At 29.0% G+C, this 24384-nt stretch carries 20 protein-coding genes and 1 pseudogene; 13 read left to right on the top strand and 8 right to left on the bottom strand.

The features are described from left to right. Window positions 1–66 precede the first annotated feature (66 nt). The 9 genes and pseudogenes from aspS to CAMP5053_RS04895 all read left to right on the top strand — a co-directional run bounded on the left by aspS (window position 67) and on the right by CAMP5053_RS04895 (window position 10352). The gene (aspS, locus tag CAMP5053_RS04935) at window positions 67–1818 is read left to right on the top strand and encodes an aspartate--tRNA ligase (protein WP_214100081.1); all 1752 of its coding nucleotides are present in this window, start codon (window positions 67–69) and stop codon (window positions 1816–1818) included. Further along, a complete protein-coding gene (locus tag CAMP5053_RS04930; RefSeq protein ID WP_087699035.1) occupies window positions 1815–2387 on the top strand; it encodes an adenylate kinase in 573 nt (190 codons plus the stop codon). Before aspS ends, CAMP5053_RS04930 begins: the two co-directional genes overlap by 4 nt. A gap of 10 nt (window positions 2388–2397) precedes the next feature. Further along, the gene (ppa, locus tag CAMP5053_RS04925; protein ID WP_337217387.1) at window positions 2398–2916 is read left to right on the top strand and encodes an inorganic diphosphatase; all 519 of its coding nucleotides are present in this window, start codon (window positions 2398–2400) and stop codon (window positions 2914–2916) included. 35 nt (window positions 2917–2951) lie between these two features. After that, a complete protein-coding gene (locus tag CAMP5053_RS04920) occupies window positions 2952–3986 on the top strand; it encodes a hypothetical protein (protein WP_337217386.1) in 1035 nt (344 codons plus the stop codon). Window positions 3987–4064: 78 nt separating this feature from the next. Further along, a complete protein-coding gene (locus CAMP5053_RS04915) occupies window positions 4065–6677 on the top strand; it encodes a valine--tRNA ligase (protein WP_337217385.1) in 2613 nt (870 codons plus the stop codon). Between the two features lie 3 nt (window positions 6678–6680). Next, window positions 6681–7637: a methionine ABC transporter ATP-binding protein gene (locus CAMP5053_RS04910; protein WP_337217384.1), complete on the top strand. Its 957-nt coding sequence runs from the start codon at window positions 6681–6683 to the stop codon at window positions 7635–7637. After that, window positions 7634–8296 (top strand): annotated as a pseudogene (locus CAMP5053_RS04905) (methionine ABC transporter permease); the annotation flags it as partial. The gene CAMP5053_RS04910 and the pseudogene CAMP5053_RS04905, both read left to right, overlap by 4 nt. Window positions 8297–8305: 9 nt before the next feature. Further along, window positions 8306–9511, top strand: a complete 1206-nt coding sequence (locus CAMP5053_RS04900) for a glycosyltransferase (protein WP_337217383.1) — start codon at window positions 8306–8308, stop codon at window positions 9509–9511. Window positions 9512–9581: 70 nt separating this feature from the next. After that, entirely contained in the window at window positions 9582–10352 is a 771-nt protein-coding gene (locus tag CAMP5053_RS04895; RefSeq protein ID WP_337217382.1) for a MetQ/NlpA family ABC transporter substrate-binding protein, read from the top strand. A gap of 28 nt (window positions 10353–10380) precedes the next feature. On the opposite strand, the gene CAMP5053_RS04890 is transcribed toward CAMP5053_RS04895, so the two are convergent. Further along, window positions 10381–11565 carry an acetate kinase gene (locus CAMP5053_RS04890; protein WP_337217381.1) on the bottom strand — a complete coding sequence of 395 codons (1185 nt, stop codon included), beginning with the start codon at window positions 11563–11565 and terminating at the stop codon, window positions 10381–10383. An 8-nt stretch (window positions 11566–11573) separates the two neighbouring features. Further along, window positions 11574–13043, bottom strand: coding sequence for a phosphate acetyltransferase (gene pta / locus CAMP5053_RS04885; RefSeq protein ID WP_337217380.1), 1470 nt, complete (start codon window positions 13041–13043; stop codon window positions 11574–11576). A gap of 85 nt (window positions 13044–13128) precedes the next feature. Between pta and flgH the strand changes: the two genes are divergently transcribed. Next, window positions 13129–13830, top strand: coding sequence for a flagellar basal body L-ring protein FlgH (flgH, locus tag CAMP5053_RS04880; protein WP_039668276.1), 702 nt, complete (start codon window positions 13129–13131; stop codon window positions 13828–13830). 11 nt (window positions 13831–13841) lie between these two features. Here the strand turns inward: flgH and CAMP5053_RS04875 are convergent, their stop codons facing one another. Genes CAMP5053_RS04875 through CAMP5053_RS04850 form a run of 6 tightly spaced genes read right to left on the bottom strand, consistent with a single transcriptional unit; the run spans window position 13842 to window position 19660 of the window. Then, window positions 13842–15242, bottom strand: a complete 1401-nt coding sequence (locus CAMP5053_RS04875) for a UDP-N-acetylmuramoyl-tripeptide--D-alanyl-D-alanine ligase (protein ID WP_337217379.1) — start codon at window positions 15240–15242, stop codon at window positions 13842–13844. Then, entirely contained in the window at window positions 15235–15978 is a 744-nt protein-coding gene (locus tag CAMP5053_RS04870) for an alpha/beta fold hydrolase (RefSeq protein ID WP_087699048.1), read from the bottom strand. The genes CAMP5053_RS04875 and CAMP5053_RS04870 overlap by 8 nt, the downstream gene beginning before the upstream one ends. A gap of 2 nt (window positions 15979–15980) precedes the next feature. Continuing rightward, complete coding sequence (locus CAMP5053_RS04865; RefSeq protein ID WP_087699049.1) at window positions 15981–16196, bottom strand: type II toxin-antitoxin system Phd/YefM family antitoxin; 216 nt, start codon at window positions 16194–16196, stop codon at window positions 15981–15983. A gap of 2 nt (window positions 16197–16198) precedes the next feature. Continuing rightward, window positions 16199–17239, bottom strand: a complete 1041-nt coding sequence (locus CAMP5053_RS04860; RefSeq protein WP_337217378.1) for a D-alanine--D-alanine ligase — start codon at window positions 17237–17239, stop codon at window positions 16199–16201. Between the two features lie 16 nt (window positions 17240–17255). Then, entirely contained in the window at window positions 17256–17807 is a 552-nt protein-coding gene (ruvA, locus tag CAMP5053_RS04855) for a Holliday junction branch migration protein RuvA (protein WP_039628233.1), read from the bottom strand. After that, a complete protein-coding gene (locus CAMP5053_RS04850) occupies window positions 17804–19660 on the bottom strand; it encodes a flagellar assembly protein A (protein WP_214126288.1) in 1857 nt (618 codons plus the stop codon). Before CAMP5053_RS04850 ends, ruvA begins: the two co-directional genes overlap by 4 nt. 125 nt (window positions 19661–19785) lie before the next feature. Between CAMP5053_RS04850 and murJ the strand changes: the two genes are divergently transcribed. Genes murJ through CAMP5053_RS04835 form a run of 3 tightly spaced genes read left to right on the top strand, consistent with a single transcriptional unit; the run spans window position 19786 to window position 24378 of the window. Next, window positions 19786–21240: a murein biosynthesis integral membrane protein MurJ gene (gene murJ / locus CAMP5053_RS04845; RefSeq protein ID WP_263667507.1), complete on the top strand. Its 1455-nt coding sequence runs from the start codon at window positions 19786–19788 to the stop codon at window positions 21238–21240. Further along, window positions 21240–22622 carry a cysteine--tRNA ligase gene (gene cysS / locus CAMP5053_RS04840; protein ID WP_337217377.1) on the top strand — a complete coding sequence of 461 codons (1383 nt, stop codon included), beginning with the start codon at window positions 21240–21242 and terminating at the stop codon, window positions 22620–22622. Before murJ ends, cysS begins: the two co-directional genes overlap by 1 nt. Next, the gene (locus CAMP5053_RS04835; RefSeq protein ID WP_337217398.1) at window positions 22615–24378 is read left to right on the top strand and encodes an ABC transporter ATP-binding protein; all 1764 of its coding nucleotides are present in this window, start codon (window positions 22615–22617) and stop codon (window positions 24376–24378) included. The genes cysS and CAMP5053_RS04835 overlap by 8 nt, the downstream gene beginning before the upstream one ends. Window positions 24379–24384 lie beyond the last annotated feature (6 nt).

Below are 24384 nucleotides of genomic sequence, written 5' to 3'. Positions count from 1 at the left end.
TTAGCTAAGCAAAAGAATAAAATACTATAATAACAAAATTGAACAAAATTAAGCTAAGGAAAAATTTTGAGAACTCATTATAATACAGAGCTTAACATACAAAATGTTGGCGCGGAAGTAACATTATGTGGTTGGGTAAATTCTTACCGTGATCATGGAGGTGTAATTTTTATCGATCTTAGAGATCGTAGCGGACTTATACAGTTAGTATGTGATCCTGCAGATAATCAAGAAGCACATAATATAGCTTCATCGGTGAGAAATGAATATGTTTTAATAGCACAAGGTAAAATTCGCCCACGTGGTGAAGGACTTGTAAATCCAAAATTAAAAACCGGAGAAATAGAAGTTGTTATAAGCAAACTTACTATTGAAAATGAAAGTGCTGTAATACCTTTTGCTATAGGCGATGAAAGTGTAAATGAAGAATTAAGATTAAAATATAGATTTTTAGATTTAAGAAGCAAAAAACTTTATGATAATTTTGCTCTAAGATCAACTGCTTGTATTGCAACAAGAAATTCTTTAGCAAAAATGGGATTTTTAGAGGTTGAAACCCCTATTTTAACTAAAGCAACTCCAGAAGGCGCAAGGGATTATTTAGTACCATCACGCGTACATCAAGGTGAATTTTATGCCCTGCCTCAAAGTCCTCAACTTTTCAAACAACTTTTAATGTGTTCAGGATTTGATAGATATTTTCAAATTGCAAAATGTTTTAGAGATGAGGATTTAAGAGCAGATCGTCAACCTGAATTTACTCAAATAGACATAGAAATGAGTTTTTGTGAGCAAAAAGATATCATAGCTATGGCAGAAAATTTACTCAAAGATATTTTCAAAGCTTGCGGAAAAGAAATTAGCATACCTTTTAGACAAATGAGTTACAAAGAAGCTATGGAAAATTATGGCTCTGATAAACCTGATTTAAGATTTGATATGAAATTTATTGATGTGATTGATATTTTTGCAAAATCAAATAACGAAATTTTTGCAAATATTGCAAAAGACACAAAGAAAAATCGTATTAAAGCTTTAAGAGTTCCAAAAGGCGATACGATTTTTTCTAAACGCCAAATGCAAAGATTTGAAGAATTTGTGCGCAAATTTGGAGCAGCAGGACTTGCATTCATACAAATGAAAGAAGATGGTCCTAAGGGTCCACTTTGTAAATTCTTTAGCGAAGAGGATTTGAATGCTTTAATTCAAAGATGTGAATTAGAAGTTGGAGATGTAGTATTTTTTGGTGCAGGAGCTAAGAAAACTGTGCTTGATTATATGGGTAGATTTAGATTATTCCTTGCTGATGAAATGAAAATTATTGATGAGGATAGATTAGAATTTTTATGGGTTATTGATTTTCCTATGTTTGAGCAAAATGATGATGGAAGCTATTCTGCAATGCACCATCCATTTACTATGCCAAAAAATATTGATGAGCAAGATTTAGAAGAAATTAATTCTATTGCACACGATGTGGTATTAAATGGTGTAGAATTAGGTGGTGGTAGCATAAGAATTCATAAAAGCCCTATCCAACAAAAAGTCTTTAAGCTTTTAAATATTGATGAAGAAGAACAAAGAAAGAAATTTGGCTTCTTGCTTGATGCATTAAGCTTTGGAGCACCGCCACATGGTGGTATAGCGATAGGCCTTGATAGACTTATCATGCTTTTAACAAAATCTTCAAGCATTAGAGAAGTCATAGCATTTCCAAAAACCCAAAGAGCACAATGTCTTATGACTCAAGCTCCAAGCGAAGTAAGCAATGAACAAATGAGAGAACTAGGTATAAGATTAAGGGAGAATACTAAATGAAACAATTATTTTTAATCATAGGTGCACCAGGTAGTGGTAAAACAACCGATGCAAGCATCATAGCTAAAGATGATGCAAACATTACTCATTATTCTACAGGTGATTTACTAAGAGCAGAAGTGGCTAGTGGTAGTGAGCTTGGAAAGACTATTGATAGTTTTATTTCTAAAGGAAATTTAGTTCCTTTGGAAGTAGTAGTTAATACTATCATCACTGCTTTAAAAAATGCACCAACTAATACTATATTAATAGATGGTTATCCAAGAAGTGTTGAACAAATGCTTGAGTTTGATAAGGTATTAAAAAATCAAAATGAAGTAAATTTAAAAGGTGTTATAGAAGTTAAAGTTAGTGAAGAAGTTGCTAGAGAAAGAGTTTTAGGACGTGCTAGAGGTGCTGATGATAACGAAGAAGTTTTCAATAATAGAATGAAAGTTTATTTAGAACCTTTAAAAGAAATAACAAATTTCTATACTAAAGAAAATATCCACCATGTAATCAATGGTGAAAGAAGTATTGAAGCTATCGTAACTGATATGAAAAATTTAATCAATGATTTATTAAAATAAAGGATAAAAAATGGATATTAGCAAAATCAAAGTTGGAGAAGTACCAAACAAACTTAATGCAGTTATTGAAATTCCTTATGGATCAAACATTAAATACGAGCTTGATAAAGAAAGCGGAGCTATCATGGTTGATCGCGTGATGTATTCAGCTATGTTTTATCCAGCAAACTATGGTTTTATACCAAATACTCTTGCAGATGATGGCGATCCTATTGATGTTTTAGTATTAAATGAATACCCTATCCAAGCAGGAGCTGTGATTCCTTGTCGTTTAATAGGAGTATTGTTAATGGAAGATGAAAGCGGTATGGATGAAAAATTACTAGCTGTTCCTGTAAGTAAAATTGATCCAAGATATGATAATATTAAAAGTTTAGATGATTTACCAAAAGCAAGCTTAGATAAAATCAAAAATTTCTTTGAAACATATAAAATGCTTGAACCTAATAAATGGGTAAAAGTAAAAGAATTTGCAGACATTGAAAAAGCATGTGAAATTTTAGAAAATTCTATTAAAAATTATAAATAATCAAAGTCCTTTTAAGGACTTCACAAAGGATAAAAATGAAAAGTATTATTGCTTTTAGTATAGCTTTTGTGGTGCTAATAGGCGCTAGTATTGGTTTTTATATGTGGTATTTTGAAGATGATTCAAATACTTATGTATATGATTATAAAAAAAGTAGTTCTTATCAAAGCTACACTCCGCCAAGTACTCAATACAATCAAGAAAGAAATAATATAAGTGATAATACTTATTATCCATCACAGCAAATAAATCCGGAGTCTTTAAAAGAAGAAACTCCAGTGCAAAATAATCCTATCATAGATGAAAATACAAGCACTCAAGAAGTCACGCCAACGACTCAAACAAACACAGCCGAAATTTCTAAAAATGAAATTATTGCACCTAAAGTAGCCCAAGAAGAACAAAAAGTTCTCGTTGAAAACAACAAACAAACAAGCGTAAAAAAAGAAAAAACAACAAAATATAAAAATACTATGCAAGAATACATTGCAAAAGGTAAAACTAGTAGATATGAGCCAAGATTAAGTGATGATTTTGTTAAAGTTTATGTATTAGATGGAAAAAGTTTAAGTGATTATAGAATTGATATGTTAAAAGAAATGATTAATCCTGTTAAAGCTAATTCCAAAGATTATAATTTAACTATTTTTATCGATATGCTTTCAAATGACAATATGAAATTAAGCATATATAATAAAGATATTGTTTTTGCTAAAAATAAGAAAAAATACAATTATGTGGATGTTAAAATTTCTGATTTGAAATTTTTATTTGAAAGAAATGGATATAGTGAATACAGCAATGAAAATCTACTTGAAAAAATCAATCAAAACCTAGCAAGAGAAGATATACTCAAAAGAGTTAAAATTCAAGGTTATGCAGACGATAGAGGTAGTACTTTTGCAAACTATATGATAGGACTAAATAGAGCAATGAATGTGGCTAAACATTTCTTTAGTTTTACTGAGGTTATAGAAATAGAATCTTTAGGAAAAGACACCTATCCTACTAAAGATAAGTCCGATTCTCAAAGACAAAATAATCGTAAAGTAGAAATTAGTTTTTTATAACTAATTTCTAAATTTCAAAACTTCTTTAACAATTTTAAGCTAACATAACAATTTATTTTCATTCTCAAGGTAACAATTATGTATGATAAATCACTAGAAAAAGAATATTATAAAATTTGCGAAGAACGCGGATATTTTGAAATCAATGGTAATGAAAAAATTCAAGAAAAAGGCAAAAACTTTTGTATTATGATGCCACCACCTAATGTAACAGGTGTTTTACATATAGGCCATGCTCTAACTTGTACTTTACAAGATATCACAACGCGTTATAAAAGAATGGATGGTTATAAAACTCTTTATCAGCCAGGACTTGATCATGCAGGTATTGCAACACAAAATGTTGTAGAAAAACAACTTTTAGCTCAAGGTATTAAAAAAGAAGAACTCGGTAGAGAAGAATTTATAAAAAAAGTATGGGAATGGAAAGAACAAAGCGGTGGTACCATAGTTAAGCAAATGCGAATTTTGGGTATTACTCCTGCTTGGAGTCGTTTGCGCTTTACCATGGATGAAGGTTTAGTAAATGCAGTAAAAAAAGCCTTTGTAGATCTTTATGATAAAAAGCTTATTGTGCGTGGAAATTATATGGTAAATTGGTGTACCCATGATGGAGCATTAAGTGATATAGAAGTAGAACACAAAGAAAATAAAGGAAAATTATATTATTTAAAATATTTCTTAGAAAATTCTCAAGAATACATCGTAGTAGCCACCACAAGACCAGAAACTTATTTTGGCGATAGCGCTGTGATGGTTAATCCAAACGATGAAAGATTTAAACACTTAATAGGCAAAAATGTCATTTTACCTTTAATAGATAGAAAAATTCCTATTATTGCTGATGAGCATGTAGATATGGAATTTGGTACAGGCTTTGTGAAAGTAACCCCAGCACATGATCATAATGACTATGAAGTAGGCTTAAGACATAAACTTGAATTTATTACTATCTTTGATGAAAAAGGCATTTTAAATAAGCATTGCTTGCATTTTAAAGGCTTAGAAAGATTAGAAGCAAGAGATATTATTATAAAAGAATTACAAGAAAAAGGCTTTGTTGAAAAAATAGAAGATTATACCAATCAAGTAGGATATTGCTATCGTTGTAAAAACGTAGTAGAACCTTACATTTCTAAACAATGGTTTGTAAAAAATAAAATTGCAAAAGAAAGTATAGAAAAAGTTAATCTTGGTGGAAGTAAATTCTACCCTGCACATTGGATTAATAGTTTTAATGCTTGGATGAGAGATTTAAAAGATTGGTGTATTTCAAGACAACTTTGGTGGGGTCATCAAATTCCTGTGTATTATTGCGAATGCTCCCATGAATGGGCAAGCGAAGAAACTCCAAGTCAATGCCCAAAATGCCAAAACACTAATTTCAAACAAGACCCTGATGTTTTAGATACTTGGTTTTCTTCAGGTCTTTGGGCTATGAGTACTTTAGGTTGGGGTAATAAAGACTGGGGCAAAAACACACTTTGGCGTGAAGATGATTTAAAAGACTTTTATCCAAATTCTTTATTAATCACTGGCTTTGATATTTTATTTTTCTGGGTTGCTAGAATGATGTTTCAAAGTACTAATGCCTTAAGTGAGCTTCCTTTTAAAGATATATATTTGCATGCTTTGGTTAAAGATGAACAAGGTAGAAAAATGAGCAAGTCTTTAGGTAATGTCATTGATCCTGTGCAAAGCGTGGATGAATACAGTGCTGATATCTTGCGTTTTACCCTTGCTCTTTTAGCTATCCAAGGTAGAGATATAAAATTAAGCAATGACAAACTCATACAAGTTAGAAATTTTACTAACAAGCTTTATAATGCAAGCAAATTTTTACTCTTAAATGAAGAAAAATTTGAAGATTTAGATAAAAGTAAAATTCAAACCAACTTGGCAAAATATATACTATCTCGTTTTGAAGTATGTGTAAAAGAAACAAGAGAAAATTTAGACAATTACCGTTTTAATGATGCGGCAAACACCTTGTATAGATTTTTCTGGGATGAATTTTGTGATTGGGGGATCGAGCTTAGCAAGGCTGAAAAATCAAGTATAAAAGAACTTGGAAGCATTTTTAAAGAAGCATTAAAGCTTTTAAATCCTTTTATGCCATTTATTAGTGAGTATTTATACCATGAGTTAAGCAAAACTTCTATTCAAACTCATGAATCTATAATGATTTCAAAATATCCTAAATTTAATTCTAGAGATGAAAAAATAGAAAAATTATTCAATATCATTATAGAAAGTATAGTAAGCTTACGCCGTGCAAAAACCCTAGTAGAACTTGCAAATGCAAAAATTCAAAAAGCTTGTATAAAATTAAACGATGAGAGTTTAATGGCTGAGTTAAAAAATTACACTAATTTCATCTCAACACTTGCAAAATGTGAAAACATCGAGTTTATCAATACAAATTTAGAAAAATCCATTAGAGATGTAAGCGAGAATTTAGAAGTATTTATACCAACTCAAGATCTTGATTTAAACGGTGTTTTAAATAGACTTAATAGTCAAAAAACAAAACTTGAAAAAGAATTTAACAAGTTAGATGCTATGATGAAAAATGAAAAATTTATCTCTAATGCACCAGCTGCGGTTGTTGAGCAAAATAAAACTCAACTTGAAAGCATTAAAACTCAACTTGAAAAAATCAATGATGAAATTTCTAATTTAGAAGGCTAATAAGTGATAAAAATACAAAATCTTAAAAAATATTATGGCAAAGAATTAGTTATAAATGATGTTTCTTTAGAAGTTAAAGAAGGAGAAATTTATGCTCTTGTTGGACACAGTGGGGCAGGAAAATCAACTTTGCTAAGATGTATTAATGGTTTGGAAAATTATCAAAGTGGTAGCGTAGAGGTTTTTGGTAAAGAAATAGCTACCTTAAAAGAAAAAGAGTTAAGAATATTTAGAAAAGATATAGGAATGATTTTTCAGCATTTTGCACTTATGAGTAGAAAAAATGTGTTTGAAAATGTAGCTATGCCTTTAGAAATTCATAATTTTGACAAAAACACAATTCAAAAAAGAGTTAATGAGCTTTTAGATCTTGTGGGGCTTTTAGCTAAAAGCAAGGCTTATCCAAATGAACTAAGTGGTGGGCAAAAACAAAGGGTAGCCATAGCTAGAGCCCTTGCTTTAAATCCTAAAATTTTACTAAGCGATGAAGCTACTTCTGCACTTGATCCAAATACTACAAATAACATTTTAGAACTTATTGCCGAAATCAATCAAGAATTTAACATCAGCGTAGTATTAGTAACTCATGAAATGGAAGCAGTAAAACAAATAGCACAAAAGGCTGTATTATTAGAGCATGGACAAATCATAGGTCAAGGGAAAATCGAGGATTTATTCTTAAAGCCAAGTGAAAAAATGCGTGAATTCTTAGGTGAGAGTGATTTTTTACCACTAAATGGAGTTAATGTGCGCTTATATTTTTGCAAAGAAAAAGCAAACCAAAGCATTATCACTCATATGGCTAGAAGTTTAAATATTGATTTTAATATAGTTTGGGGTAAGATAGAAAAACTAAACAACAATGCTTTAGGAAATTTGGTGATCAATATAGAAGCTAAAGATCAAGAAAGAGTTTTAAATTATTTACAAGAAAATGGCGTTATTTGGGAGCTTGTATAATGAACTTAGAAACAATTTTAAAAAATTTTGAAAATATACTTTATCCAGCATTACTAGAAACTCTTTATATGAGTTTTACAGCCACTTTTTTAGCTTTTTTAATCGCACTTATCCCTGCAATTATACTTACTGTTACTGATAAAGGTGGCTTGTGGGAAAATAAAAGCATTTATAGTGTGCTTGATTTTATTATCAATATTTTAAGATCTTTTCCATTTTTAGTACTCATTGTAGTTTTAAGTCCTTTTACAAAATATCTCATTGGTATTAGTATAGGTACAACTGCTACGATAGTACCACTTACTATAGGAATTGCGCCTTATTTAGCCAAAATGATAGAAAGTGCTTTTAAAGAAATTGATCCTGCTATCATTGAAGCAGCAAGATCTTATGGAGCTAGCAAAGCTCAAATTATCTTTAAAGTAATGTTTAGTGAAGCTTTGCCAAGCATTATTAATGGTATCACTTTGATTTTAATCATCGTAATAGGATTTTCTGCTATGGCAGGAACTGTTGGTGGTGGTGGTTTGGGTGATGTGGCCATTCGCTATGGTTATGAGCGCTTTAGAACTGATATTATGATTCAAACTGTTGTGATTTTAATTGTTTTAGTTCAAATCATACAATTTATAGGAAATATTCTTTATAAAATCACCAAAAGATAAACAATGAAATATAAACTTGGTATTTTGCTAGCAGCAACTAAAAATTCAAGCTTTACCATAGGAACTTTACTCATTAATATCATGGATGTTATGGGTAAGAAAGTAGATATATTTTATATTTTACATGATGGTTTTAGCTTGAATGATCAAAATATCATGCAAAAAATTGTTAAAAATAAAACAATTAAATTTCTTCCTTTTACCCAAGAAGATTTTTTAGCCACTCTTAGTAAAAATCAAAATGATATTAATAATTTATTTTTCTTAAAAAGATGGACGCATATGGCTTTTGCAAGATTTGAAGCTTTTAAGTTTTTAGATGAATGCGAAAGTATTATTTATCTTGATTTTGATGTTTTACTTTTAAAAAGTATAGATGAACTTAGCAAATTAAGAGCTAGAAAATATCATTTTGGTGCAAGATTAGGTAAAACTTTGCTTCAAACAGCTCTACCTTTAGAAAAAAATCATAATAATAAGCGTGTATATCAAACAGGGATTTTAGTTTTTACTGATCTTATACCAAATCCTTTACAGTGTTATCAGTTTATCTATAATTATCTTTCACAAAATACTAAAAACTGGCAAGATCAAGGAATTTTTTCCTTAATGGCTTATGAAAATCACTTTAAAGTTAAAGATTTAAAAGACAAATACACAGGAAGTACTCATTATCTTACAAATCTTACGCAAAATGCTTCTATAGTTCATGCTTGTGGAACTAATAGTCGTTTTTGGAATAGTAAATTTTGCAATCAAACATGGCCTAAATGGCAAGAATATTATGAAAAATGGCTAAAACTTGGTGGAAGTAAATATACAGGATCTTTTTATAAAGATAATAAACAATCCGTCCAACGCACAAGATATCATTTATCATACAAACTAGGCTATGCTTTTATAGAATGTGCTAAAAATAAGAAAAAAATTCCTTTTTTGCCTTTTACTTTATTAAAGATTTATTATAAACACACAAAGCTTGCCAAGCAATACCAAAAAGATTTAAAGACAAAACCTTATCTTAAACTTCCACCTTTATCAAGCTATGATGATTATAAAAGTGAAGGTATTAAAAACCAAAATACTTATTCTTACAAAATCGGACAAGCACTCATTAAGGCTCAAAAAAATTGGCATAAGGGTGGTTATGCGGATTTTATAAAAGAACTCAAGCATTTTGCCAAAGAATACAAAAACAAACAAAAATAAAACTTTTCCTATCTTATTAATATTTTTACAATATAATCAAATATTTTAAAAACTATAAAAAGGAGTTAAAATGAAATTGTTAAAACTGCTCGCTGCAAGCACAATTTTAGGTGCAAGTTTATTTGCTAATGAAGTTATCACTGTAGGTGCAACACCTGTGCCTCATGCTGAAATTTTAGAACAAACTAAAGATTTATTAAAAAAAGAAGGTTACACATTAGAAATTAAAGAATTTAATGATTATATTTTACCAAATCTTAGTACAGATAGTAAAGAACTTGATGCAAATTTCTTCCAACATCAACCTTATTTGGATGAGTTTAATGCTAATAAAGGCACAAAATTAATTAGCGTTGCAAAAGTTCACATCGAACCAATGGCTGTTTATTCTAAAAAATATAAAAATATCCAAGATCTTCCACAAAATGCTACTATAGCTGTACCAAATGATCCGACAAATGAAAGCAGAGCTTTAGATATTATCGCTAGCACTAAACTAGTTAGTTTTAAAAATAGCGCATTAAAAACTCCACTTGATATTAAAGATAATCCAAAAAATATCAAATTTAAAGAGTTAAAAGCAGCACAACTTCCAAGAGCTTTAGATGATGTTGATTTTGCAGTGATTAATTCAAACTATGCCTTATCAGCAAATTTAAATCCTGTAAAAGATTCTATTTTAATAGAAAGCAAAGAAAGCCCTTATGCAAATATCTTAGTAACTACTCAAGATAATAAAGATAATCCTAAAATCAAAGCTTTAATAAAGGCTTTACAAAGTCAAAAAGTAAAAGACTTTATCAATGAAAAATACCAAGGCGCAGTAGTTCCTGCATTTTAAAATAAACCTTGAGTTTAAAACTCAAGGTTTATTTATCTTTAATAAGTTCTGTAGTAATTTTAGCTATTTCTAATTCTTCTTCTGTTGGAATAATTAAAATTTTAATTCTAGAGTCTTTTTTACTAATCTCACCATTTCTAAGTTGTGCATTTTTATCTAAATCTATATCAAATCCCAAATGCGCTAGTCTTTGACAAACTTTTGCTCTAACAATATTATCATTTTCACCTATACCAGCTGTAAAAATCAACGCATCAACTCTAGGCAAAATCGCAAAATAAGAACCGATATATTTACTCAAACGATAACAAAACATATCAAGAGCAAGTCTTGCTTTTTCGTTACTTTCTTCAATTTGCGCTTCAATATCTCTAAAGTCATTAAACCCACAAATTCCATAAACACCACTTTTTTTGTTCATTATAGTATCTAAATCAGATGGATTTAAATTTAATTCTTTTGCTAAAAATGGCAACACAGCAGGATCAATATCTCCACATCTAGTTCCCATAATCAAACCTTCTAATGGTGTAAAACCCATAGAAGTATCTACACATTTTCCATTTTCTATAGCACAAACACTCGCACCATTTCCAAGATGAGCACTAATTGCATTAAATTCATTAATATCCTTACCAAATATATGTGCAGCTTGCTTGCTTACATAAGAATGTGAAGTACCGTGAAAGCCGTATTTTCTTACTTGGTGTTTTTCATAAAACTCATAAGGCAAAGCATACATATAAGCATAATCAGGCATGCTTTGATGAAAAGCTGTATCAAAAACTGTCACATTAGGAACTTTTGGAGCTGCTTTTATCATAGTTTTAATACCTATTAAATGTGCAGGATTATGTAAAGGTGCTATGTGAGAAACCCTATCAATTTCTTTTAAAATTTCATCATCTACCAAACAATGTTTAGTTAAATTTGGGCCTCCATGAACTATCCTATGTCCACACCCATCAAGCTCATTTAAATCATGTAAAATTCCACTTTGAGCAAATAATTCATTTACTAATTCAATACCTTGCTCATGATCTTTAATCGCTAATTCTTTTTGGTATTTTTGACCACTTTTTAAATCTTTTAGTTCTATTTTAGAGCTTTGCTCGCCTATTTTTTCCACTAAACCAGATGCTAGGGCTTCATCTTTTTCAAAAAGCTTAAATTTAATTGAAGATGAACCTGAATTTAAAACTAATATTTTCATTTTTCTCCTTATTCTTGTGCTTGAATAGCACTTAAAATCACAGTATTAACAATATCTTCCACCAAGCAACCTCTACTTAAATCATTAATTGGCTTTTTAAGACCTTGTAAAATCGGGCCAATCGCTAAAGAATTTGCTGCTCTTTGCACTGCTTTGTAACAAATATTTGCCGCATTTAAATCAGGAAACACATATACATTTGCCTTTCCTGCTACTTTAGAATTTGGCATTTTACTTTTTGCTGTTAGCATATCATATGCTGCATCAAATTGTATAGGGCCTTCTAGCTCAAGTTGAGGATATTTTTCTTTAGCTATTTTAGTAGCTTCTTTAATTGCATCCACACTAGCCCCACTCCCACTATCTCCACTAGAATATGAAAGTAAAGCCACTTTAGGTTCAAGTCCAAAAGCTTTAGCACTATTTGCACTCACATAAGCAATTTCAGCAAGTTGTTCAGGGGTAGGATTTGGCATAACAGCACAATCAGCAAAAACTAAAACCTTATCTTCTAAAGACATAAAAAACATACCAGAAACCAAACTCACATCAGGTTTTGTTTTGATAATTTGCAAAGCAGGACGAATAGTTTCAGCAGTAGTTGTACTTGCACCACTTACCATAGCATGCGCTTTTTGAGTATGTACAAGCAAGGTTGCAAAATATGTTTTATCTTGTACTAACTTTTTAGCTTCTTCTTTACTCATACCTTTACTTTTTCTAGCTTCATACAAAAGCTCTTCAAATTCTTCATTGTATTGAGAATTTTTAGGATTTATAATACGTACACCATCGATATTAATATTTAAACTATTAGCTTTAGCACAAATTTCATTGCTATCACCTAGTAAAATCAAATCAACAATCTCATTTTGCATTAAAAACTCACTAGCTTTTAATACTCTTTCATCAAAACTTTCAGGTAAAACTACTATTTTTTTATCTGCTTTTGCTTTTTCAAAAAGCTCATAAGAAAATCTTGCCTGAGTTTTATAAGTGTATTCTTGTAATAAATCTTGAGTAAAATCTTCATTTTCTTTTAATAAAACAAAACCATCAAGCTTTTGACTTAATAAAAAATTTAACATAGTATGATTTTCATCTTGACTTTTTGCATATAATGGAGCATTCAGCTCTTTAGCTAAGGCTATATTTAAACTCAAATCACCCATCAAGCCAAAATCATCTACTCCAACCACTATAACAAAATCATTTTCTTTTTTTATTTTTTCATAATCTTGAATTATTTTTTTAAAAAAATCATTTGAATTTTGAGTAAATTTACTTTGATAATCATTTTTTTCAAAACTACTAAAAAAATCTAACTTGAAACTGGTTTTTGAACATATTAAAGCAATTTTTTCTTTCTTCTTTTCACAAAAAACAGGAAAATAAAAAGCTATTTTACCTTGAACTTTTTCTAAAGACTGTGTTAAAAATTTCTCATCAACACAATTTAATAAAAACATGGATTTCATTTTTTCCTCTTTTTTAACAAAATAATTGTTTTTTTGTAATATAATAATTTTAAAATTCATCACAATAATATAAGGTTATAAAGCTATGAAATTTAAAAATGTTAATTTTTACTTGTTACCTTTTGTAATGTTTGGTTGTAGCGCCACAGTCGATCCACATATTAATATGAAACCACCTACCTATGTAGAAGAACTAGCTCCTAAACAGAACAACAATACTCAAAGTAACCCTGGATCGCTGTTTGGTAAAGGAGATAATCCTTTATTTTCTGATAAAAAAGCAATGAATGTAAATGATTTAGTTACCGTAGTCATTAGAGAGAATGCTACGCAAAATTCACAAGGCTCTAAAGCCACAAGTAAAAATAATAATGTTAATTTAGGCGGTGGACAAATAACCACTGGTGCTGGACTTAGCAAAGCTAGAGATTTTATCAATGATTATACAAATATAGGCTATACCACAGCAAGTACTTCACAATATCAAGGCACAGGAAGCCAAACTAGAAGTGAAAATTTCCAAACCACCATTTCTGCTAGAGTGATTAAAGTTTTATCTAATGGAAATTATTTTATAGAAGGAAGTCGTGAGCTTTTAATCAATGGAGAAAAACAAATCATTCAGTTAAGTGGGGTTATAAGACCTTATGATATTTCTCAAGATAATATGATAGATAGTAAATACATAGCTGATGCAAAAATTCTTTACAAAACCGAAGGTGATATTGACAAATCAACGCGTAAGCCTTGGGGGACAAAATTTATGGAGACCATTTGGCCTTTTTAAGCTAAATGGTTTTACATAAAACTTGGCGCATCATTAGAAAATAAAATCAAATCTCCATTTTGGGTTAATTTTGATAAAGCTTGTACAAGTTGAGATTTTTCTTTTAATACATAAAAATCTAATGTGATATATTTTTGCAAAATCACACTATTAGCCTCTGAAGTAATAATTACAAAATCAAAACATTCATTGATTATCTTACATAATTTTATATTTTCTTCTTCATTAACTTCAACTATACCAGGAGTTACCAAAATTTTTCTTCCTTGATAGTTTTTACAAAGCTCATAGCTTTGACTCATACCTTTAAAATTTCCATTAAAACCATCATCTATGATAAATTTAGGCTCTTTAGAAATCACTTGCAAACGATGCTCTACTGCTTTTAATTTCGATACGCTTTTTATAATATTTTCTATTTTAATTTCTAAATAATGTGCAAGTAAAATACACACGCTAATATTATAAGCATTAAAAGCACCTAATAAATTCGCATGAAAATCATAAATACTATCATCTAATCTTACTTTAAAATCTAAACCTTCTAAACTTGCTCTAACGTCACTTAAATACTCATCATAAAATTCATTTTCATATAAGGTGCTTGAGTGTAAAAAGTATTTTTCCAAACGCTTTGATTTTAAAGCTTGCAACTTAGCACTGCGGATATTATCTTGAGTTTTAAAATACTCCAAATGCGCCAAACCAATCTCACCAACTATGCAAATTTGAGGATTTAAAAACTCTGTAATTTCTAAAATATCATTTTGTTCTCTTGCGCCAGCTTCTACGATATAAATTTCAGTATTATTTTCTAAATTTTCATTGATATCTTTTACTATACCCATAAAAGTATTAACACTTCTTGGAGTTTTATAACACCTAAACTCATCTTTTAAAAGTTCGTATAAAAAATTTTTTATACTTGTTTTTCCAAAACTTGCAGTAATTAGAATAATTTTTAAATTTGGATTATCACAAATCTTTTTATTTGCCTTTTTTATAAATGTATTTTGGCTTATTTGTTCTACCAAAAAGCTTAATAAAAATGCGACTACTAAAGCTTCTAAACCAATCCAAAAAAATGGCATAAATACTAAAGTAAAAAGCGATAGAAATAAAAAATAACGCTTAATTCTAGCAGTAAAAACTAGCTTTTTATCTAAATTTTTATATAAGTATCCACCATATAGCAAAGATAAAGCAAAAACTATAAAATATAAATAAAAATTTCCACCATATAAAGAAAACACAAAAGCAAAATAAGGAATTATTAAAAAATATAAATGCCACAAGGGTTTAGCAAAATGTAAAATTATACGTGAGAATTTATAAGAGTACCATTGTAAGACTAAAATCAGATAAAATCCAAGTAAAAAATTCAAACTTAAAAAAGCTATCATACTAATCATTTTTTAAAAATTCCTCATGTATTTTTTCATTTATAAAATCAGCATGTTTTAAAAAGAAAAAATGATCTCCATCTAATGCAAAAAATTTCCCTTTTTGTGCTAGAGAATGAATAATCGCTCCACTTTTTAAAGGCGTAGCCTTATCTTCATTACCCCAAAAAATCAAAATAGGGTTTTTAAGCTTTTGAAATTCATTTTCCAAATTTTCATTAACAACCTTTTTAAAGGTTTCATACATCACTTCATTCATACCTTGAGCGTCTTTGCTAATAAAAAATTTCCTCCAAAAATCCCCATAAGGAAGATTTTTTAAAATTTTAAATAAGGCTATTTTAAATTTCACTTTAAAACTTTTTGGTAAAACTACACCTGCGCTAGAGAGTAAAATCAAACCTTGAAAATTAGTATTTTGACACATAATAGTCGCAACTTTTCCGCCAAAAGAATGCCCCATTAAATAATCTGCTTTTTGTTCTATCGTAGTTAAAAAATCTTCTACAACCTTGGCATAAGCATAAGAATCCATAGGTGCATCTATACTTGAATTTCCAAAACCAGGCAAATCTAAATAAATTTGTTTAAAATCACTCAAAGGTTTTTCAAAAGCTTGTTTCATAAGCTCTTTATTAGCACCCCAACCATGTAAAATAAGAATTGTTTTTTCACATTTTGGATTGATGATTTCATAACTTAAATTATAAAAATACCCATTAGAATATACTCTAGTTTTTGCCATTTCTAGCCTTTTTTATCTTTGTAAATCTTTTCTAAAAGCATCACAGCTTCATTTAAACGCTCATATTCTTCAAAGTTCAAAAGTACAGCTTCAAATTTATTGTTTTTTACAATCACTACCCTACCATTTTCACTCTTTTTTGTTTTTTCAAGCATAGTACTGAAATTTCTTACCACTTCAGTTGCAGTATAAATTTCATCTTTGCTAAAAGTAGCCATGATTATAATTTACCTTTTTGTCCATTAATGCTGTGAATAAATGCATAATCAATCTTAATTTGCTTTTCTAATTCTATATTTTTAGCTAAATTATTAATCACATTAGTAAAATCTTCAAATAAATAATTTGCTAATGATCCTGGATTTGGATTGATTTCATTTAAATAAACCTCATCATCTATCACAAAAAAATCACAGCGAATCAAAGCTCCTTTAAACAAAGGATTATAAATTCTTATAAAATTATCCCTTAGTTTTTGTTTTAACTCTTCACTAATATTTGCTTCACTGACTTTGGAACTTTCTGAAAAACTTAAATATTTTTGTTCAAAATCTAAAATTTCATTTTTTCTAGGCTCTTCAATGATAGAAAATTCCATTTTTTCACCTATCATACAACCTGCTAAGTTATATTCTTTAATATTGCTTACAAATTGTTCCACTACAACATCCTCATCAAATTCAAAAGCAACATCTTTAGCATATTTAAGCTCGCTTTCATCTTTAACCATACTTATACCTATGCTACTACCTAATCTTGCAGGCTTTAAAATACAAGGAAAATCTAAAGAAACATTTTGCTCTTTATGCAAATTTAAAACCATATAATCAAGTGTTTTCACCCCTACACTTTGTGCATAAAGTTTAGTTAAAACTTTATTAAAAGATAAAACACTAGCTTCTATGCGCGGTCCTATGTATTTTATACCATAAAAATCAAGCAAAGCAGCTATTTTGCCATCTTCACCATCTTTTCCATGTACAATATTTATCACTATATCAATGTCAAGTTTTTTCTCACCTAACATAGTTTTTATAAAAAAACCACCCTGCTTTAATACTAAGGCTTTTTCTTTTTTATAAGCACCACTACTAAAAGTTTTCGCATTCATTTTTTCTTCATCTATAAGAAAAAATTCCTTATTTTTATCACAAAATATAAATTTTTTTTGCACTTTGAGTACTTTTTTTAACACTACAGCACTCACAATGCTAATTTCATGCTCATAAGAATTTGCACCAAAAATTACACCATATATCATTATATTTTTCCTTTTATTATGCTAATTTTTTCAAAGCCTCTTTAATAAGCTCACTAGTATTTTTACTCTCACAAGTTCTTAAAACCTTTAAAATATTTTCTTGTTTAAAACCAAGTGAAAGTAAGGCTGCTAAAGCTTGTGCTTGATCTTGATTGGAATTTTCTATATTGATTTTTGCATCACTTAACTCAGCTATAATTCTTTTTGCACTCTTTGGACCAATACCAGGAACCTTTTTAAAAACACTCTCATCGCCATTTTGCAAAGCTGCATAAAAAGTATTAGTATCTAAGCTTGAGCAAAGTGCCATAGCAGTAGTTGCTCCTATACCACTAATTTTAATTAATAATTCAAACATTCTTTGCTCGTTAATGTCTAAAAATCCATATAATTTATGAGAGTCTTCTTTAATAATTTGAGTGATTAAAAACTCAACCTTTTGACCTTTTTCAAAATTACTTGAACAAAAAAGCGACACATAAACACCATAACTTACCCCACTTGAAGTTTTCAAAATTACAAAAGTAGGATCTTTTTTACTCACTATTCCTTCAATCGCCACTATCATTTAGCTTCTTCCTTGTAATTGCTAATAGAGCGAATTTCATAAACGCTCGTTCCATTTTCAGTATCTATTTTTTCAAGTTCAAAACATTGGATTTTTTCCTCACTATGAGGATGATAACTTAGCACTTTTCTAGGATTTAACAAATTAAATTTAATTTCATTTAGATCTGTCCATTTTCCGCTTTTATTAATAATTTTAGATTGTAAAAGTTCATCTTGAATTTTTTTAAGTTTTTCTATATTTGCTTTTTCTTCTTCTTTTGAAGTTTCTATTTTGTTAGCTAAAACACTTAAACTTTCGATTTTTTGATTAAAATCTTTAATAGTAGCTTTATAAGCTTGCGGTATAGCTCTTTTTGCGCTCATTAGTTCTTTTACTTTTTGCTGTAAAATTCTTACAGAATCTTTACTAACATGAATAATATGCTTAGTATCTTCAATTTCTTTAGCTAAGGCTTCTTGCTCTTTTTTTAACTCTTCAATATGTAAAAGTATTTCTTCTCCACTTTTTTCTTTATCAAAAGCTTTAAGATCTTGAATTACAAGTTTATTGCCACTTCCTTGAATTTTTTCAATATTAATTAGACTTTTAGCACTACAAAAACAATTTCCTCCGAGCTCCTGTATATAAATTTCATCTGCAATAATCTCCCCACCTATAGCCTTTTTAATATTTACCTTTTTAGCTTTAATAATTCCATTTTCCAAGGTTTCAGCTTCTAGTTCTTGAGCCTCACAATATCCTCTTAAAATATTAACTTCAACCTTTTGTCCTATAATGGTGCTTTTATGATGCATATTACCCTTAAGAACCACTTTTTTACCTCTTAAAACAGAATCTTGAGCTATATTACCAGTAACTTCTAGTTCCTGAGCTTCTACGGTAATTCTAGGACCTACGGCATCCTCTAATGAGTTAGTGTTTTTGATCACAACAATTACTCGCTTATCAAAACCCGCCCAAATAGAACCTGTACTTTTAAAATCAACCTTATTAAATTCCAAATAATTTTCTATCTCATAAATAGATTTTCTTTGGATAATAAAACCATCTTTTTTGGCAATATATTTTATACTTTCATCATCTTCTTTTGTTTCAAAATTATCTGAACAAATAACTTTTTCTTTGTTTGTTTTTGGCGGAAGAGTTTTTAAAATTTTAAACCTTAAATCTTTACCATCACTACCTTCTTTTGGCTTAATCTTCTCAATAGCCACCTCATCTTTTCCTATAGGTGCAACATAATTTCTATTCATCACGTCATTGTGTTTTTTTAGATTTTCTAGATAGTGATATTTAATTTCTTCATTTGTAGGCTCTTGTGGATCAACTCCCTTACACACTTCAAATTCAACTTCAAAATCAAATTTTTGTTTTTCCTTAACTTTGGTATTAAAATCAATAATTTGTTTTTTAAAATCAAAATTCCTAAATCCAAGCAAATACTTCTCTTTTATCATCGCTTTATAAATGGCCTCTAAAAGCTCTAGTGCTAATTTATCATGAAAGGCAATAACTTCACTAGCTCTAACATTAGCTTTTAATAAAGTACAGATTTCGTTGGTATGCAAACTAATCTCAAAAGCTGGTGAGCGTACAAATTTTTTAAAATAAATTTCTATTTTATACTCTTGTTCTATATTTAAATCATGATTTAAAAATTTTTCATCTTCTTCAAAAATTTTCAATTCTTTTTCATTAACTTTTATCCATTTTTGATTATCATAAGTATAAGAAGTGCTAAAACTTAACAATCTAAAATCAAGCTCTTCAACTTCGCATTTATTTTCAGAAGCAAACATCAAAAGCTCTTTATAAGGGTCTTTAGTATATAAAATTTTCTTCTCTTCCATAGCTTAAGCTTCCTTATTGTATATAAAATTTTGATTTTAGCAAAAATAAAATCAAAATTTAGTTAAAATTATTGCTATAAAAAAATTTTATAATACTCAAACTAATGTTTAAAGAATGAAAATTAATGAGAAAAAATATTGTTTTTAAAAATTTCATCATCAATGCCTTAGGAATTTTATTTTCTAGGATTATGGGCGTTTTAAGAGATATTGTTTTAGCTTTATATTTAGGAGCTGGAATTTATAGTGATATTTTCTTTGTAGCTTTAAAAATGCCTGCTTTTTTTAGAAGAATTTTTGCAGAAGGGGCCTTTGGACAAGCTTTTTTACCAAGTTTTTTAAAAGCAAGTAAAAAAGGTGCTTTTTGCATAAATATCTTATTGCAATTTAGCATTATTGTTTTTTTAACCTGTGTTTTAGTAAGTTTTTTTGCTGAATTTTTTACAAAAATTTTCGCCTTTGGCTTTAATAAAGAAACGATTATCCTAGCCGCGCCTTTAGTTTCTATTAATTTTTGGTATTTGTTTTTTATTTTTTTAGTAACTTTTTTAGGCTCTTTGTTAAATTACAAACAAAATTTTTTCATCACTTCTTTTTCTGCTTCATTTTTTAATCTTTTTGTTGTCATTGCAGGTTTTTTTGTCAATCAAGATGAGCCTTTAGAGGCTTTGTATTATTTTTCATATGCGACTGTTTTAAGCGGTCTAGCTCAACTTATATGGCATATTTTTGCTTTAAAAAATACTAGAATTTTAAAAAGCATGTATTTAAGCATAAAACTTAAAAAAATAAAGACTAATTTAGATAAATTTCACTCTACTTTTACCCATGGACTTTTAGGCTCTTCAGCAAACCAAATTAGTTCATTATTAGATACTACTATAGCTAGTTTTTTAATGGCCGGAAGTATTTCGTATTTGTATTATTCTAATAGGGTTTTTCAGCTTCCTTTAGCTCTTTTTGCAATCGCTCTAAGTCAAGTAAGCTTCCCAAAAATACTAAGACATTTAAAAGCAAATGAAGAACAAAAAGCCTTAGCTTTTATGCAAAAAGCTTTTGAGTATTTAAGCGTACTTTTGATTTTAGCTAGTATAGTAGGGATTATTTTAGCTAAAGAAATTGTGGAGTTTTTATTTCAAAGAGGAAATTTTAATCAAGAAGATACAAAAATCACTGCATTTTTATTACAAGCTTATCTTTTAGGACTTTTACCTTTTGGTTTGCAAAAACTTTTTTCTTTATGGCTTTATGCTAAATTTAAACAAAAAATAGCCGCTATAATAGCCTTTAAAACACTTTTTATATCAGCATTTTTTAGCATAGTGATTATTTTACTTATCAAAGAAGAAGCTTATAAAAGCTTAGGTATTGCACTCGCCTCATCTATTAGTGCTTTTTATTTATTGTATGCTAATATTAAAGAATTTGGTTTTAAAAATCTTTGGGGTATTTTTAGGGTTAAATTTTGGCTTATAAGTATAGTATTTTTAAGTTTATTTGCTTTAGGCTTATTTGAAATTAAAGATATTTTAATACAATTTTTAATTGAAATTTATCATTTTTTTAAAGGCTTATTTTAATGATTTTTTTTGATAGTGTTTTAAAGAAAAAATGCGAATTTATCCCACATGAGGCAAAAAAAGCAAATATTTATTTATGCGGGCCTACTGTATATGATGATGCACATTTAGGACATGCAAGAAGTAGTGTGTGTTTTGATTTTTTAAGAAGAGTTTTACTAGCAAGTGATTATGAAGTAATTTTTGCTAGAAATTACACTGATATTGATGATAAAATTTTAAAAAAAATGCAAGAAAGTGGTAAAAGCTTAGAAGAAATTACAAATTTTTATATTAAAAGATATGAAGAGGATATGCAAGCGCTTAATATCTTAGAACCTGATTTTAAACCAAAGGCTACAGCTTATATTGAGCAAATGATTGCTTATATAGAAAAGCTTTTAGAGTTAAACCTAGCTTATAAACTTGAAGATGGAATTTATTTTGATACCAGCAAGGATGATAAATACTTTTATATTTCTAAAAGAAACTTAGAAGATAATCAATCGCGCTTAGAAGAAAGTGTGGCTAAAAAAAATGATAGCGATTTTGTCTTGTGGAAATTTGATGAAAAATTTTATCCTGCAAGCTTTGGTAAAGGGAGACCAGGTTGGCACACAGAATGCGTTGTGATGATAGAAAGTATTTTTAAAGATAAACTTGATATTCATGCAGGGGGCATAGATTTACTTTTTCCTCATCATGAAAATGAAGCTTGTCAGTGTCGTTGTAAAAACAATCATGAGTTGGCTAATTTTTGGCTGCATAATGGCTTTGTGCAAATTAATGGTGAAAAAATGAGCAAAAGCTTAGGAAATAGTTTTTTTCTAAAAGATTCTTTAAAACTTTTTAGTGGAGAGGTTTTGAGATTTTATCTTTTAAGCGTACATTATAGAGCACATTTTAACTATGCTTTAGAAGACTTACAAGCTACTAAAAAAAGACTTGATAAATTTTACCGCTTAAAAAAACGCTTAAATTTAAATGCTTTTATAGATGAAAAAACTACCATAGAAAGTGAAGTAGCTAAAAATATCTTAGAAGTTTTAAATGATGATTTAAATACCTCTAAAGCCTTGGCTTTACTTGATGAGTTTATCAATGAAAGTAATATTTATTTAGATAAAAACTCAAAAGACAAAGCTTATAAAATACAAGTAGAAAAAACTTTAAAAGAACTTGCTTTTATTTTTGGTATAGGTTTTATAGATACTATAAAATATTTTCAATTTGGCATTAGTGAAGAAAAATGTCAAGAAATAGAAGAAAAAATCACTCTACGCAACAAGGCAAAGCAAGAAAAAAACTATGCCCTAGCAGATCAAATCCGTGATGATTTAGCTAAAGAGAATATTCTTTTAATGGATACACCAAATGGTGTGGTATGGGAGAAAAATGGATAAAAATTACAAAGAAATGAAGCTTAAAGAGGTATTTACTCGCTTTAAGCCTTATTATAAAGATTATTGGTTTTATTTTGTTTTAGCTATTATTGGCATGCTTTTAACTAGTGGTGGCACAGCTGCTAGTGCATACATCATAGAGCCTATTTTAAATAAAATTTTTATAGAAAAAAATGTTGATTTGCTTTATTATATGCCTTTACTTGTTGTTTTAATTTATGCTTTAAAAAATCTTGGTGCTTATATGCAAGTTTATTATATATCTTATGTTGGGATAGATATTTTAAGAAGATTAAGAGAATTAGTTCTTGGCAATCTTTTACGCTTAGATATGAGCTTTTTTCATAAATACAGAAGCGGAGAATTAATCAGCCGGTGTACTTCTGATATTGGAGCTTTACAAAATATAGTTTCTACTATCATACCTGAAATTTTAAGAGAAAGTTTAACCGCGATTGGACTTTTAAGTGTTGTTATTTATCAAAGTCCAAAACTTGCTTTTTTTGCTTTAGTTATTTTACCTTTAGCAATTTACCCTCTTGCTATTTTTGCTAAAAAAATCAAAAAAATAGGACGCAATACTCAAGAAAAAAATTCTGATCTTACTTCAAGATTAAGTGAAATCTTTTCTAATATAGAGCTTATTAAAGCATCTAATGCAGGTAAAAATGAAATGCAAAAATTCAGCCAAACTAATAGCGAAGTTTGTAAACTTTCCTTAAAAGGCATTAGAATTGAGGCTTTAAGTAGCCCTTTAATGGAATCTATGGGTTCAATTGGTTTTGCTGTGGTGATTATAGTGGGTGGTAAAGAAGTAATCGATGGAAGTTTAAGTATAGGTTCTTTTTTTAGCTTTACTACAGCTTTATTTATGGCTTACACTCCTATTAAAAGACTTTCTTCACTTTATACAAGATTACAAAATGCAGTAGCAGCTAGCGAGAGAACTTTTTATTTAACTGATTTAGAACCACAGATTAAAGGTGGTAAAGAAAAACTTACAGAAAATATCCAAAATATTCATTTTAAAAATGTCTCTTTAAGCTATCAAAAAGATAAAAAGGTATTAAAAGATGTAAATTTTTCTTTTAATAAAGGAGAAATTCTAGCCTTAGTTGGATCAAGTGGTGGAGGAAAATCTTCTATTATCAATCTTTTAATGTATTTTTTTGAAAAAGATAGTGGTGAAATTTTAATCAATCAAAAAGACATTAGTTCTTTTGATATTGTTAGTTTAAGAGAAAATGTTTCTTTGGTAACTCAAAATATTTATATATTTAATGACACTATAGCTCAAAATATTGCTTATGCTAAAGAATACGATGAAGCGCGTGTAATAGAGGTTTTAAAACAAGCTAATGCTTATGATTTTGTTCAAGAGCTTGGTGGTATACATACTGAATTAAAAGAGCATGGAAAAAATCTCTCAGGTGGGCAAAAACAACGCATTGCCATAGCAAGAGCTTTATACAAAAATCCTCAAATTTTAATTTTTGATGAAGCAACTTCAGCACTTGATAATGAAAGTGAAAAAGCCATAGTAAAAACTATAGAAAACTTAAAAAAAGATCGCTTAATACTTATCATCGCTCATAGACTTAGCACCATAGAAAACGCTGATAAAATCGCTGTACTTGATAAAGGAAAAATAGCTTCTGTAGGAAATGATACTTATTTGATGCAACATTGTGAAATTTATCAAAAATTAAAACAAAAAGCACAAAAAACTGATAAAGTCAAAGAAAATGAAAACTAAGAATTA

The organism is Campylobacter sp. S4:11 (genome assembly GCF_024723695.1).
Classification (GTDB): domain Bacteria; phylum Campylobacterota; class Campylobacteria; order Campylobacterales; family Campylobacteraceae; genus Campylobacter_D; species Campylobacter_D jejuni_C.
Note: the sequence above shows the minus strand (reverse complement) of the source record. Positions and strands in the feature narration are given on the sequence as shown.

What these genes read in the sequence shown, in the direction of transcription:
- CAMP5053_RS04930 (WP_087699035.1), top strand. Translation starts at nt 1,815, where the DNA reads ATGAAACAATTATTTTTAATCATAGGTGCACCAGGTAGTGGTAAAACA.
- ppa (WP_337217387.1), top strand. Translation starts at nt 2,398, where the DNA reads ATGGATATTAGCAAAATCAAAGTTGGAGAAGTACCAAACAAACTTAAT.
- CAMP5053_RS04920 (WP_337217386.1), top strand. Translation starts at nt 2,952, where the DNA reads ATGAAAAGTATTATTGCTTTTAGTATAGCTTTTGTGGTGCTAATAGGC.
- CAMP5053_RS04915 (WP_337217385.1), top strand. Translation starts at nt 4,065, where the DNA reads ATGTATGATAAATCACTAGAAAAAGAATATTATAAAATTTGCGAAGAA.
- CAMP5053_RS04900 (WP_337217383.1), top strand. Translation starts at nt 8,306, where the DNA reads ATGAAATATAAACTTGGTATTTTGCTAGCAGCAACTAAAAATTCAAGC.
- CAMP5053_RS04895 (WP_337217382.1), top strand. Translation starts at nt 9,582, where the DNA reads ATGAAATTGTTAAAACTGCTCGCTGCAAGCACAATTTTAGGTGCAAGT.
- CAMP5053_RS04890 (WP_337217381.1), bottom strand. Translation starts at nt 11,565, where the DNA reads ATGAAAATATTAGTTTTAAATTCAGGTTCATCTTCAATTAAATTTAAG.
- pta (WP_337217380.1), bottom strand. Translation starts at nt 13,043, where the DNA reads ATGAAATCCATGTTTTTATTAAATTGTGTTGATGAGAAATTTTTAACA.
- flgH (WP_039668276.1), top strand. Translation starts at nt 13,129, where the DNA reads ATGAAATTTAAAAATGTTAATTTTTACTTGTTACCTTTTGTAATGTTT.
- CAMP5053_RS04875 (WP_337217379.1), bottom strand. Translation starts at nt 15,242, where the DNA reads ATGATTAGTATGATAGCTTTTTTAAGTTTGAATTTTTTACTTGGATTT.
- CAMP5053_RS04870 (WP_087699048.1), bottom strand. Translation starts at nt 15,978, where the DNA reads ATGGCAAAAACTAGAGTATATTCTAATGGGTATTTTTATAATTTAAGT.
- CAMP5053_RS04865 (WP_087699049.1), bottom strand. Translation starts at nt 16,196, where the DNA reads ATGGCTACTTTTAGCAAAGATGAAATTTATACTGCAACTGAAGTGGTA.
- CAMP5053_RS04860 (WP_337217378.1), bottom strand. Translation starts at nt 17,239, where the DNA reads ATGATATATGGTGTAATTTTTGGTGCAAATTCTTATGAGCATGAAATT.
- ruvA (WP_039628233.1), bottom strand. Translation starts at nt 17,807, where the DNA reads ATGATAGTGGCGATTGAAGGAATAGTGAGTAAAAAAGATCCTACTTTT.
- CAMP5053_RS04850 (WP_214126288.1), bottom strand. Translation starts at nt 19,660, where the DNA reads ATGGAAGAGAAGAAAATTTTATATACTAAAGACCCTTATAAAGAGCTT.
- murJ (WP_263667507.1), top strand. Translation starts at nt 19,786, where the DNA reads ATGAGAAAAAATATTGTTTTTAAAAATTTCATCATCAATGCCTTAGGA.
- cysS (WP_337217377.1), top strand. Translation starts at nt 21,240, where the DNA reads ATGATTTTTTTTGATAGTGTTTTAAAGAAAAAATGCGAATTTATCCCA.
- CAMP5053_RS04835 (WP_337217398.1), top strand. Translation starts at nt 22,615, where the DNA reads ATGGATAAAAATTACAAAGAAATGAAGCTTAAAGAGGTATTTACTCGC.